Raw genomic sequence first — 14,084 nt, 5'->3', positions numbered from 1 at the left:
GCTTTCGAAATGATGCCCCTCGACTTGCATGTGTTAAGCCTGTAGCTAGCGTTCATCCTGAGCCAGGATCAAACTCTTCATTGTATATGTTTGTATCTTTTGATCGCCGCTCCCCTATATAATAAAGGAGGACTATCTATTATCTGTTTCAGAATGACTATCCAAAAAGTATCAAGTCTATCAACCTATTTTAAAATATGATTGACGGTTCGTTACTGTTACCCAAGTGCCTTTCAATTAAGATTAGCACTCGCTTCTTGTACTACTTCTCTGTCTATGTAAATCTTTCAAAGAACTCTTCTTGTTTTGCTGTGAGGAGGTGTTCCTCGTAAGCGGATGCAAAGGTACGGCTTTTTTCGGAACCACCAAAACTTTTCTACTATTTTTCTTAGTTTTTTGAAGAAAAAAATGATTCTGTTTTTATTTCTTTACAACACACCTTATTTATTATATATAAGGGAGCAAAACAGTCCAAAAATAAAATTATTCCCCATTACTATTCCATCTTAAAAAAAATGATTATCTTTGCAACCTAAACCAAATACGAAACAAGATGAAAAGAATACTTGCGACCATTATTGCGATTACTGCAATACTATCAAGTTCCCATGCTGTTCTCAAGGAAAAAGACTTAGAGCAGACCTTAAGTGTACTACGTGTAGAGCTGACTAACTATCAACGAGAGTTAAGTAATCAAGCAAATGATCGCAAGCAGCAGACACGCGACATCGTGAATGAGCTACAAGAAACGATGAAACGCAGCAATCAAAATGCTCTTATGTTGTACTCTCAGCATCAGGGGTTTGTATTTGACTTAACTTATGCTTGCCATGAAGCTACCGAACAGTATTTGGAATTTCAGCGTCAACAATTACCCTTTGAGTCATTTCTAAAGAATTCTGAAGCTGAGGTTGCTAAATACGACAGTTTGATAACGAGCCTTAAGACCATGCATACTGGATTTCTCAGTCAGAAGGCGAAAACAGATCGTTCCGTGTGCCTAACGCTGGCGACCAACATCAAAAACACTATGATTGAAAACAGGAATCAAGTTGCAGACTATATCACATTCTACGAAATGACAGAAAGGCGCCTTGGTTATCTTAATGATTATGCGAACAAACGTTATAACGATATTCAAACCAGCATATTCAAGAATGGAGGCGACAGCTACTTCATTGTACTTAAAAACTTTGGCAACAAAATTACTGAAACAAAGGAAGTTGTAACCAGCAAATACCAGAACGAGGATTCGAAATCTGACTGGGGAGGCGCAGTAATCCTACGTTTGTTTATTGTCATAGCCTTTTACATCATTATTGCTGTTCTTCTTAATCTGGCAGTATTTAAATTTATCATGCCTAAACGATTCCACACGGAAGAGTTTCTCAAAAAGAAGACTAGCATCATCATGGCAACAACGACAGTTACGTTTGCGGCAATCATGGGATTGCTTCATGCAACGCTTGACCAGTATTTCTATATCATGGCTAGCAGCCTGCTAATCGAATATGCATGGCTATTAGGTGTTATTTTGATATCATTATTACTACGCGTCAATGGCAGCCAGATAAAAAGCGCATTTTCTATATATGCTCCATTGATCGTTATAGGATTCCTTGTTATTACATTCCGAATCATCTTGATTCCAAACAATTTGGTTAACATCGTTTTCCCCCCTATCCTATTACTTTGTACTATCTGGCAATGGATGGTTATCAAACGCCATAACCAGAACGTTCCTCGTTCGGACATGTTCTATACCTATCTCTCTCTCAGCATATTCATCTGTTCTTTGGGATGCGCATGGATGGGCTACACCTTACTTGCTGTACAAATATTAATATGGTGGATTATGCAGTTGACATGTATATTGACTATCACATGCGTGAGCCAATACTTGAAGATCTATGGTGTGAAGCATGGACTTGAAGAAAAGCCTATCAGCAAGAGCTGGTTTTATAAATTTATATATAAGGTGGTACTTCCCATCATGGGTGTTATCTCTGTTATGCTGTCAATCTATTGGGCTGCAGACATATTTAACCTCAGCGATCTTTGTTGGAAGTTATTTAGAAGGAACTTCATTGATTTAAAGAACTTCAAGATTAGCATACTCAAACTATCCATGGTGGTTAATCTATGGTTCTTATTCTCATATGCGACCAGTACTATACTCTCATTTATGAGACTCCATTACCAGACTCAAGACCCCTCAACAGCAGCAAGTCGCGAAGTAATGGGTAGAAATGTCATTCAGGTATTTGTTTGGGGTATATGGCTAATGATCTCACTTTCAATACTCAATATCAGCGTGGCCTGGTTGCTTGCCATTTCCGGCGGTTTATCTACTGGTATTGGTTTTGCATCTAAGGATATCATTGAGAACATCTATTATGGAGCCTCGCTGATGGCAGGACGAATCAAAGTTGGAGACCTGATAGAAGTAGATGGAACAATGGGTAAAGTGACCTCCATCAGTTACACGTCTACCATTATAGAAGCCATCTCTGGAGAGGTTATCACATTCCAGAATAGCCAGTTGTTTGCAAAGAACTACAAAAACATGACCAGAAATCATGGTTATGTGTTAGCAGTTATCCCGTTTGGTGTTGCCTATGGTTCTGACATAAAGAGGGTATCTCAGCTAATAGAAGATGCAGCCAACAATCTAAACTTGGAATTCGTCGATCCTGCAAGGAAAGCAACAACAGCCATGGTAGGACTAGGAGATTCCAGTGTGGATATGAAATTGGTGGTATGGGCAGAAGCTGTCAAGAAAGCTTTTGTAGTCAGCGAGATGACCAAGTGTATTTATAATACCCTTAACGAGAACGGCATTGAGATACCATTCCCGCAAAGAGATATTACAATACGTAATGCAAATGAACTGAAAGCTTAATGTTTTTCCAATGCCCTGATGCGCCGCATTAGGGCATTGGCTTCTTTTTGTCTTTTAAGAATAAGAAGGACATCTGCCTTCGACATTAGATACTCAATATTCTCGGGTTGACGCGAGATAGCCTCATCCCAGTCATAAAGAGCCAGCTCGTATTGTTTCAACTCTACTTCATAACCTGCTCTAGCAGCATAAGCTATTGCAGAGTCTGGAAACATCTGGATTAATTGGTTAAAGCCATCCATTGCCTCAACCTTCTGCCCCATGTTACGCTTGACAATTGCCAAGCCCAGTTGAGCCTCAAAATTGCGAGGAACGATAGTCAGACAAGCCTCATAATCTTGCTTTGCCAATTCATAGCGTCGTTCATGATTATGCACATAAGCCCGATAATACAGCGCAGAAAGGTTCTTGGCATCCAGTTCCAAGATCCTACTATACTCATCTACAGCATAGCTCCACTGTCCCAGTTCTATATTAACAGCAGCTTTTCGTAATCGCAGATCAACAGATCTTGGAGCTTGACGAATCTTCTCGTTAAGCACAGAAAGTGAGTCTCGCCACTCTTGCTCTGTCTGAGCAAAAGCGGCGAAAGGAAAAGACGTCAATGCGAACGTCAAAGAGCATGCGATTATGCCTTTCTGATATAATCTACTATCCATTGCCCCACTTCGTTGGTTCCGTACTTTGGCGCGCCTTCCACCTGGATCTCAGGTGTACGGATATTGGCATCAAGAGAAGCATTCACAGCTTCACGAATCAGCTTTCCTTCTTTTGATAAGCCAAAATGCTCTAGCAACATGGCTGCAGAAAGAATTTGTGCCACGGGGTTGGCAAGATTCTGGCCTGCAGCCTGAGGCCATGAACCATGAACAGGCTCAAACAATGGTGTATGCTCACCCAACGAAGATGAAGGTTGCAAGCCCATAGATCCCGTAATACATGAAGTCTCATCAGTGAGAATATCGCCAAAAGTATTTTCTGTAACTATAACGTCAAAGAAGCGAGGTTCCGTCAAAACGCGCATAGAAGCGTTATCAATAAACATATAATCCGTATTGACATCAGGATACTGAGGTTCCATCTCCTTTGCAATCTGGCGCCATAGGCGACTCGATGCCAACACATTGGCTTTGTCGACAACGGTGAGATGCTTTCTGCGCTGGCGAGCCATATCGAAAGCAAGCTTCAGAATTCGTTCAATCTCAGGACGCGTGTATATGTCCGTATCAAAGGCTTTGTCGTTATCCTGGTATTTCTCGCCAAAATACATACCACCGGTCAGCTCGCGCAGCACCACAAAGTCAGCTCCCTTTAGAAGTTCATCTTTCAAAGGCGACTTATGCAGCAAGCAGTCGAAAGTTGCCACAGGACGAACATTTGCGAAGAGTCCCAATTTCTTGCGCATAGCAAGAAGTCCTGTCTCTGGGCGCACCTTTGCCGTAGGATTATTGTCATACTTCAAATCACCGACAGCAGCAAAAAGAACTGCGTCAGCCTGCATACAAACCTCGTGCGTGGCTTCCGGATACGGATCACCGACAGCATCAATAGCACAGGCTCCGACAAGTGCTTCTTGATATTCGAACTCATGACCATACTTTTCTGCAATTGCTTCGAGTACAGCCACCCCTTGCTTCATTATTTCTGGCCCTATACCATCACCAGGAAGAACGGCTATCTTTAATTTCATTTTATATTCCTTATTAAAAGTTACTGTTTAAGCATTGAAAAGCTGCTGTTTTGGCTCATAAAAGCTATTGTTTACTCTCCACGATATTAAGCATCTTAATTGTAGCTTTAATGGCAGCCTCAGTCTGGTCGGCATCAAGTCCACGCGTGCGTATCAACTTGCCATCACCCATTTGCCACGTAATCACCGTTTGTACCAATGCGTCCGTGCGTCCACCAGGAGGAATCGTCACCGCATAGTTCTCTAGAAGAGGGAACGTGCGGTCCAAATACTCCTTATAAATCTTTCGCATAGCTTTCACGAAAGCATCATATTGGCCATCGCCAGAAGAGTGCCCTTCATACTGATTGCCATTAATTTCGACCTTTACATTCGCCAAGGGTTTCAAGCCATAAGCTAATGACACCTGATAGCTGACCAACTTCACACGCTCTTCTGCCACATCATGTTTCAATACATCACTAACAATGAATGGCAGATCGTCTTGCGTAACGACCTCTTTTCTATCGCCAAGTTCAGTGATTCGTTTAGTCACACGCTGAGTTTGTTCAGCAGTCAGCTCCAACCCCAACTCCTTAAGATTGCGGGTGATATTAGCTTTACCGCTGGTTTTGCCCATTGCATACTCTCGTTTTCTGCCAAATCGTTCGGGCATCAGTTCATTATGATACAATCCGCCCTTATTATCGCCATCAGCATGGACGCCAGCTACCTGAGTAAAGACATTGTCTCCGATAATCGGCTGATTGGGCGCAATACTAATACCGCTATAGCTTTCTACCAAACGACTGATATCGTTCAGTTTACTCTCATTGATACTGGTTTTAGCATTAAAATGGTCTTTCAGAATGACTTGAACACTAGACAACGGAGCATTACCACATCGCTCACCAAGACCGTTCACGGTGACATGCAAGCCTCGGGCACCACTTAATACAGCTGCAAGAGAGTTGCTAACCGCCAAGTCATAGTCATTATGGGCGTGGAAATCAAAATGCGTGTCGGGATAGCGCTTCAGCATTTTTCTGAAATACTCTATTACCTGCAGAGGATTCATAATACCTAATGTATCTGGAAGCATAAATCTTCTGATCGGATAGTCCGTCAGCTCGTCCATCATCTGATAGACATAATCGGGCGACTCTTTCATGCCACTCGACCAATCTTCAAGATACAGATTCACCGAGATGCCATTACGATCTGCGTAATCCAACACCGCTTTAATATCATTTAGATGCTCCTCGGGTGTCTTCTGCAGTTGTTCCCTGCAGTGCTTTAGAGACCCTTTAGCCAGAAGGTTAAGCACACATGCGCCAGCATCTTTCACCCAGTCAACAGAGACCGTGCCATCGACAAAGCCAAGCACCTCAACACTATCCAGGCGCTCTATCTGTCGGGCATAGCGGCATATCATTTTGACAGCCTCTTTCTCACCGTCAGACACTCTTGCCGACGCCACCTCGATACGATCCACGTTCAAATCACGGAGCAACATACGTGCAATCATCAGCTTCTCATGAGGAAGAAAGGACACGCCACTGGTCTGTTCTCCATCACGAAGCGTGGAATCCATGATTTCGATATATGGACGAAAGGTGCGCATATCCTTTACATGTTCTGCTTTTCCCATGCCTCTATCTTATCTTTATTTTCCAAGAGATAGTCAATATCGTCTAGCCCATTCATCAGACAATGCTTCTTGTAGCCGTTGATTTCGAAATGTTCGCTCTTACCAGTAGTCTTGTTTGTCACCATCTGGTTGGGCAAATCGACCTCTACTTGCATCTTCGGATTATCCTTAATACTTTGGAAAAGTTCTGCCAAGAAGGGCTCTGAAACAACTACAGGAAGAACAAAATTGTTCAGCTCGTTATTCTTATGTATATCGGCAAAGAAACTGCTGATAACAACCCGGAATCCATATCCGGCAATGGCCCATGCTGCATGTTCTCTACTGGAACCTGAACCGAAGTTTTTTCCTGCAACAAGGATACAACCGCCGTATGTTGGGTCGTTTAACACAAAGTCCTTAATAGGATTACCATCCTTATCGTAACGCCAGTCGCGGAAAAGGTTATCACCAAATCCCGCCTTGTCTGTAGCCTTCAAGAATCTGGCTGGGATAATCTGATCTGTATCCACATTCTCAAGAGGAAGTGGAACGCAAGTAGATGTTATAACATTGAATTTCTGCTTCATAATAATGTGCGTGGATCGGTTATTACTCCTGTGACTGCAGCTGCGGCTGCAACTAATGGTGAACAAAGAATGGTTCTTGCGCCAGGTCCCTGACGACCTTCAAAGTTGCGATTACTTGTAGAAAGGCTGTACTTTCCAGCAGGCACTTTGTCATCGTTCATAGCCAGACATGCCGAGCATCCTGGCTGACGAATCTCGAAACCAGCCTCAGCCAGCACCTTATCAAGTCCCTCTTCACGAATTTGTTGGTCAACCAACCAAGAGCCAGGAACCAACCATGCAATAATACCATCTGCCTTCTTCCTTCCTTTTACGATAGAGGCAAATGCTCTGAAATCTTCAATACGTCCGTTGGTGCATGCTCCAAGGAAAATATAATCAACCTTTTTGCCAAGCAGCTTTTCACCAGGCTTAAAGCCCATATAGTCTAGCGCTTTATGGAAATTCACCTCGCCTTCTGTTGGAATTGAAGAAGTGATACCTATTCCCATACCAGGATTTGTGCCGTAAGTGATGCGCGGTTCTATATCTGCTGCATCAAAAACAAGTTCTTTGTCATAGACGGCATCTTCATCACTTTTCAAAGTTTTCCAATAAGCCACAGCCTCCTCCCAGGCTTCACCCTTAGGAGCGAACTCCCTGCCTTTTATATAATTAAAGGTCGTATCGTCAGGAGCAATGAAGCCGCCTCGTGCACCCATCTCGATAGACAAATTGCACAATGTGAGACGCCCCTCCATGGTCATCTCTTCAACTACAGGTCCGGCATATTCCACAAAGTAACCCGTGGCACCACTCGTGCTTATCTCTGACATCAAATAAAGAGCGACATCCTTTGGCGTGACACCCTTGCCCAGCTTTCCTTTGATGGTAATACGCATAGATTTGGGTTTCTGCTGCAGAATACACTGCGAGGCCATCACCATCTCGACCTCGGAAGTGCCAATACCGAAAGCGACAGCACCCATCGCACCATGTGTTGAGGTGTGAGAATCGCCACACACGATAGTCATTCCAGGCAAAGAAAGTCCTTTCTCTGGTCCTACCACGTGGATAATTCCGTTGTCTTTAGACATCATTCCATAATGCGTCAAGCCAAATTCCTCGGCATTGCGTGCAAGAGTGTCCACTTGTTTTCTGGAAACAGGATCTTCTATAGGCTTATCCTGATCGTGAGTGGGCGTATTGTGGTCGGGCATACAATAGATGCGTTCGGGACGAAAACATTTCAATCCTCTACTCCTCAATCCATCGAAAGCCTGAGGCGAAGTCACCTCATGACAATAAAGCCTGTCTATATACAATTGGGTTGGGCCATCTTCTACAACTTGAACTACATGACGGTCCCATATCTTGTCAAATAATGTATTCATTCGCTCTTCTTAAATTTGTTGATACAGTCTATATAGGCTTCAACAGAAGCAGTAACAATATCGGTATTGGCACCAAAACCGTAGTACAATTGTCCTTCGTATTCTACTTGCATATGCACCTTACCGACATCGTCCGATCCCTTTGATATTGCCTGAATCGTAAACTCCTTTAGCGTCATCTGCTTCATCACTATACGCTTCAGTGCCTTGATAGCAGCATCCACAGGACCATTACCTGACGAAGCGGCTTCAAACTTCTGGCCACTGATATCCAAACCGATAGATGCTACACTCTTTACGCCCTTGCCCGTCGTAACCTGCAAGAAATCAAGCCTGACAGCATGCTGGTCTGCTGTATCGGCACCAGCCAGCATCAACACGTCAGCATCGGTAACCTCTTTCTTCTGGTCGGCCAGTTGCAGGAACTTTTCATAGACCTTATCCAGTTTCTCTTCGGTAAGGGCTACACCGTTCACATGAAGTCTGTGCTTTAAGGCTGCACGACCGGAACGAGCCGTGAGAACAATGCTATTGTCGTCGATTCCAACGTCCTTTGGATCAATAATCTCATAGGTCTGTACATTCTTCAATACACCATCCTGATGAATACCGCTGCTATGCGCAAAGGCATTGCGTCCTACGATAGCCTTGTTTGGTTGTACAGGCATGTTCATAAGACTGGACACTAAACGTGAAGTGGGATATATCTTTTGAGTATTTATGTTGGTATCAATATCTATGCCCTTATGGCATTTCAGGATCATGGCAATCTCTTCGAGCGAGGTATTTCCTGCACGCTCACCGATGCCGTTCATCGTCACCTCCACCTGGCGGGCACCATTCAGCACGCCACACAGCGTATTGGCCGTTGCCATGCCCAGGTCGTTATGACAATGAGTGGAGATGATGGCCTTGTCAATACCATCCACATGCTCCATCAGGTACTTAATCTTAGCACCAAACTCATCTGGAAGGCAATAGCCCGTGGTATCTGGGATATTGACGACCGTAGCTCCTGCCTTAATGACAGCTTCGACGACACGAGCCAAATACTCATTGTCTGTTCGACCTGCATCCTCGGCATAGAACTCCACGTCCTCAACATAGCCTTTGGCATACTTAACAGCAGCAACAGCGCGCTCTATAATCTCCTCGCGTGTGGAGTTGAACTTATATTTAATGTGGCTATCACTCGTACCTATGCCCGTATGAATTCGCTTGTGTTTGGCAAATTTCAGCGCATCGGCAGCAACATCTATATCTTTCTTTACTGCTCTGGTCAATGCACAAATAGTAGGCCAGGTGACTGCCTTTGAAATCTCAATTACTGAGTTGAAGTCACCTGGCGAACTAATAGGGAATCCTGCCTCTATAACATCTACTCCCAACTGCTCGAGAGCTTTGGCTACCTGGATTTTCTCAATTGTATTCAATTGACATCCAGGCACCTGCTCTCCATCACGGAGTGTTGTATCAAATATAAACAATCTGTCGCTCATGTCTTTTTACCTTAAAAATCTTATGTATCCATTCGTTTGGTGTGCAAAATTATAAATAATTCCGCTAACAAACAAATAATCCGTAAGAATTTTAACTAATAAAGTAACAATTCGACAGTTTTACTTATATTCACTCCATGCTTTAATACCTATTTCATCTACTGGAACAGTACAGAAGGCCGAGATAAAGGCTGCTGCAAGACGAGCATTGGTAATCAGCGGCACATTCAGATCGATAGCGGCACGACGGATGGTGTAACCATTTGTCAGCTCATTGCTGGTCAAGTCCTTAGGGATATTTACCACCATATCTATCTTATGTTCATGCAGCAAATCGAGTGCCTGTGGCTGAGCATTATCAGAAGGCCAGTGTACCAGTGTGTTCTCGATATCATTATCCGAGAGATACTTTGACGTACCGTCTGTGGCATAGATTTCATAGCCGTTGTTGACCAGCATTCTGGCTGCATCCAGCATCTCTGCCTTTTGCTTGGCATCACCGGTAGAAAGAAGCACTGTCTTCTTGGGGATGCGATGTCCTACCGAGAGCATGGCCTTCAGCAGTGCCGAGTTGGTATTGTCGCCAATACATCCCACCTCACCAGTAGAGGCCATATCTACACCGAGAACGGGGTCGGCCTTCTGCAGACGATTGAACGAGAACTGACTAGCCTTGATACCAACATAGTCGAGGTCGAACAGGTTCTTAGAGGGTTTTTCTACGGGGAGACCCAGCATCACCTTCGTAGCCAGTTCGATGAGGTTCATCTTCAACACCTTCGATACGAATGGGAAACTACGGCTGGCACGCAGGTTACACTCGATAACAAGAATATCGTTCTCACGAGCCATATACTGGATATTGAACGGACCATTGATATGCAGAGCCTTGGCAATCTGGCGTGAGATGCGCTTGATGCGGCGTACGGTTTCTACATAGAGCTTCTGTGGTGGGAACTGAATGGTAGCGTCACCACTATGTACACCAGCAAACTCGATGTGCTCACTGATGGCATAAGCCAGAATCTCGCCATCCTTTGCCACGGCATCCATCTCGATTTCCTTGGCATGCTCAATGAACTTTGATACCACTACAGGGTGATCCTCAGAGACATTAGCAGCCAACTGCAGGAAGCGCTCCAACTCGTCACGGTTTGAACATACATTCATGGCTGCACCACTCAGTACGTAAGAAGGACGCACCAGAACGGGGAAGCCTACCCTATCAACAAAGCGGTCGATATCCTCCATAGAAGTCAGAGCGCTCCACTCGGGCTGATTGACACCCAGCTCGTTCAGCATCTGAGAGAACTTAGCGCGGTCTTCAGCTCCATCGATGTCCTGAGCCTGCGTACCCAGAATGCGCACGCCGGCCTCATCCAGATAAACAGCTAGGTTATTAGGTATCTGTCCACCGGTTGAAACGATGACGCCGTAGGGCTGTTCCATATCTATAATATCAAGCACACGCTCGAAGGTGAGTTCATCGAAGTAGAGGCGGTCGCACATATCATAGTCGGTAGATACCGTCTCGGGGTTGTAGTTGATCATCACCGAGCGCCAGCCTTCTTTACGGATGGTGTTCAGTGCCTGCACGCCACACCAGTCGAACTCCACAGAAGAACCGATGCGATAAGCACCAGAGCCCAATACGATGATGCTCTTTCTGTCGTTCTCGTACTGAATATCGTTGGCAACGCCTGAATATGTAACGTAGAGATAGTTGGTCTGTGCGGGATACTCGGCAGCCAGAGTGTCGATTTGCTTTACGACAGGCACAATGCCCAGTTGCTTACGACGGTTGCGAACTACTATCAGCGCCTTGTGCATGTTCGAGAACTCCTGTTCTAAGCCCATGGCACGTGCTATCTGGAAGTCTGTGAAACCATATACCTTTGCACTGCGAAGCAGCTCAGAGTCAACGGTGTTGATGTTCTGGCCTTTCAGTTGTTCGTCGATATCAATGATATGCTTCAGTTTCTCGAGGAACCACTTGTCAATCTTGGTCAACTCATGGATGCGGTCGATGGTGTATTGAGCCTGATGCATCGCTTTCGAGATGACGAAGATACGCTTGTCTGTTGGCTCGCGCAGTGCAGCATCGATATCGTTAATCTTCAATTCCTTGTTCTCAACAAATCCATGCATGCCCTGACCAATCATGCGCAGACCTTTCTGGATGGCCTCTTCAAAATTGCGACCGATGGCCATCACCTCGCCTACTGACTTCATGGAAGAACCAAGTTCCTTATCTACGCCATGGAATTTTGAGAGGTCCCAACGAGGTATTTTGCAGACCACATAGTCAAGAGCAGGCTCGAAGAATGCAGAAGTCGTCTTGGTAACAGAGTTTTTCAACTCAAACAGGCCATAGCCCATACCCAACTTGGCAGCTACGAAAGCCAAGGGATAACCCGTTGCCTTTGATGCCAAGGCTGAAGAACGACTCAGGCGGGCATTGACCTCGATGACGCGATAATCCTCTGACTGAGGGTCGAAGGCATACTGAACGTTACACTCGCCCACGATACCGATATGACGGATGATCTTGATGGCCAATGCACGCAGTTTGTGATACTCTGAGTTGGTAAGTGTCTGCGAAGGAGCGATGACAATAGACTCACCGGTGTGGATACCCAGAGGGTCAAAGTTCTCCATGTTACACACCGTGATACAGTTGTCGTAGCGGTCGCGCACCACCTCATATTCTATCTCTTTCCAGCCTTTCAGCGATTTCTCGACCAAAACCTGAGGTGAGAAGGCAAAGGCTTTCTCGGCCAGTTTGTCCAATTCTTCCTCGTTATCGCAAAAGCCTGAACCCAGACCTCCCAGTGCATAAGCTGCACGAAGGATGACGGGATAACCCAGGGTCTTGGCAGCCTGACGTGCCTGCTCGATAGTCTCGCAAGCTTCGCTCTTGATGGTCTTTACGCCAATCTCATCCAACTTCTTTACGAAGAGCTCGCGGTCCTCGGTGTCCATGATGGCCTGCACGGGGGTGCCAAGCACTTTCACATTATATTTCTCCAGAACACCGCTCTGGTAGAGTTCTACACCACAGTTCAGGGCAGTCTGTCCACCAAAGGCCAGCAGGATGCCGTCGGGGCGTTCTTTCTCAATCACACGCTCTACGAAGTAGGGCTGAACAGGAAGGAAGTAAACCTCATCAGCTACACCCTCGGATGTCTGAACAGTTGCAATATTTGGATTAATCAGCACGGTCTTCACACCTTCTTCACGAAGTGCTTTCAAGGCCTGCGAACCACTATAGTCGAACTCTCCGGCTTCGCCGATCTTCAATGCGCCGCTACCCAGCAGCAGAACTTTCTTTATTTGGCTGTCTTTCATAATGTCTCAATAAAACGATCAAACATAAATTCGGTATCAACAGGACCTGAGCAGGCCTCGGGGTGGAACTGTGACGAGAACCAAGGATATGTCATATGGCGGATTCCTTCGTTGCTGCCATCGTTCATGTTCACAAAAAGCTCGCGCCAGTCGTTGCCCAGCGTACTGGCATCAACGGCATAGCCGTGGTTCTGTGAAGTGACATAACAACGATTGGTGCCTACCTCGCGTACGGGCTGGTTATGAGAACGATGACCGTACTTCAGTTTATAGATGGTAGCACCACCTGCCTTAGCCAGCAACTGGTTACCCATGCAGATACCACAGATGGGCTTACGACTTTCTGACATCTGCTTCTTCAAGACGTTTACGGCATCTACGCACATGTCGGGGTCGCCAGGACCATTGGCCAGGAACAGGCCATCGAAAGCCATATCGGTATAATCGTAGTTCCAGGGCACTCTGATCACCTCTACACCGCGATTAACCAAGCAGCGGATGATGTTATGCTTCACACCACAGTCCACCAGCACCACTTTCTTGCCAGCACCCTCGTTGTAGCGGATAATATCTTTACATGACACGCGCTCCACCCAGTTGATGGTATCGTAATCTTGCTTCTCTACGTTGTCGGGCATACCCTCGAACACAAGACGGCCCATCATGACGCCATGTTCGCGCAGCACCTTGGTGAGCGCACGGGTATCAATGCCTGTGACGCCAGGCACCTTTTCGCGCTTCAGCCAGTCGCCCAGCGACTCGCAGGCATTCCAGTGTGAGTACTGCTCAGAATAGTCACTCACAATGAGTGCAGTGGCATAGATGCGGTCGCTCTCCATGAAGGTAGCCAATCCACTCTCTTCCATGCTGAAGCGGGGCACACCATAGTTACCCACCAAGGGGAAAGTGAGCACCATCATCTGTCCAGCATAACTGGGGTCGGTCAATGACTCCGGATAACCCATCATTGCTGTGTTGAACACTACCTCACCTGCTACAGGCGATTCGTAACCAAACGACTTTCCTTTAAATTGTGTCCCGTCGTCTAGGACCAGTGTAACGTCTTTCATCCT

The 14,084-nt window shown here is 45.6% G+C and carries 9 protein-coding genes and 1 rRNA gene; 1 reads left to right on the top strand and 9 read right to left on the bottom strand.

Annotation, left to right across the window (positions count from 1 at the left end; translation table 11 throughout):
* Positions 1 to 84 (bottom strand): 16S ribosomal RNA (locus T433_RS0108945); the annotation flags it as partial.
* A gap of 469 nt (positions 85 to 553) precedes the next feature.
* Between T433_RS0108945 and T433_RS0108935 the strand changes: the two genes are divergently transcribed.
* Positions 554 to 2,902, top strand: coding sequence for a mechanosensitive ion channel domain-containing protein (locus T433_RS0108935; RefSeq protein ID WP_044109556.1), 2,349 nt, complete (start codon positions 554 to 556; stop codon positions 2,900 to 2,902).
* On the opposite strand, the gene T433_RS15035 is transcribed toward T433_RS0108935, so the two are convergent.
* The 8 genes from T433_RS15035 to carA all read right to left on the bottom strand — a co-directional run bounded on the left by T433_RS15035 (position 2,899) and on the right by carA (position 14,081).
* A complete protein-coding gene (locus T433_RS15035; protein WP_044109568.1) occupies positions 2,899 to 3,561 on the bottom strand; it encodes a tetratricopeptide repeat protein in 663 nt (220 codons plus the stop codon). The two genes, T433_RS0108935 and T433_RS15035, sit on opposite strands and share 4 nt — an antisense overlap.
* Complete coding sequence (gene leuB / locus T433_RS0108925; protein ID WP_027455553.1) at positions 3,531 to 4,592, bottom strand: 3-isopropylmalate dehydrogenase; 1,062 nt, start codon at positions 4,590 to 4,592, stop codon at positions 3,531 to 3,533. The genes T433_RS15035 and leuB overlap by 31 nt, the downstream gene beginning before the upstream one ends.
* A gap of 64 nt (positions 4,593 to 4,656) precedes the next feature.
* Complete coding sequence (locus T433_RS0108920; protein ID WP_027449999.1) at positions 4,657 to 6,222, bottom strand: alpha-isopropylmalate synthase regulatory domain-containing protein; 1,566 nt, start codon at positions 6,220 to 6,222, stop codon at positions 4,657 to 4,659.
* Entirely contained in the window at positions 6,201 to 6,791 is a 591-nt protein-coding gene (leuD, locus tag T433_RS0108915) for a 3-isopropylmalate dehydratase small subunit (protein ID WP_027450000.1), read from the bottom strand. Before leuD ends, T433_RS0108920 begins: the two co-directional genes overlap by 22 nt.
* Positions 6,788 to 8,164, bottom strand: coding sequence for a 3-isopropylmalate dehydratase large subunit (leuC, locus tag T433_RS0108910; protein WP_027450001.1), 1,377 nt, complete (start codon positions 8,162 to 8,164; stop codon positions 6,788 to 6,790). The genes leuD and leuC overlap by 4 nt, the downstream gene beginning before the upstream one ends.
* Entirely contained in the window at positions 8,161 to 9,663 is a 1,503-nt protein-coding gene (locus T433_RS0108905) for a 2-isopropylmalate synthase (RefSeq protein ID WP_027455552.1), read from the bottom strand. The genes leuC and T433_RS0108905 overlap by 4 nt, the downstream gene beginning before the upstream one ends.
* A 120-nt stretch (positions 9,664 to 9,783) precedes the next feature.
* On the bottom strand, positions 9,784 to 13,011 hold the full coding sequence (gene carB / locus T433_RS0108900; RefSeq protein WP_027450003.1) for a carbamoyl-phosphate synthase (glutamine-hydrolyzing) large subunit: 3,228 nt from the start codon (positions 13,009 to 13,011) through the stop codon (positions 9,784 to 9,786).
* Entirely contained in the window at positions 13,008 to 14,081 is a 1,074-nt protein-coding gene (gene carA / locus T433_RS0108895; protein WP_027455551.1) for a glutamine-hydrolyzing carbamoyl-phosphate synthase small subunit, read from the bottom strand. Before carA ends, carB begins: the two co-directional genes overlap by 4 nt.
* Positions 14,082 to 14,084: the final 3 nt, after the last annotated feature.

The organism is Xylanibacter brevis ATCC 19188 (assembly GCF_000621725.1).
GTDB lineage: Bacteria > Bacteroidota > Bacteroidia > Bacteroidales > Bacteroidaceae > Prevotella > Prevotella brevis.
Note: the sequence above shows the minus strand (reverse complement) of the source record. Positions and strands in the feature narration are given on the sequence as shown.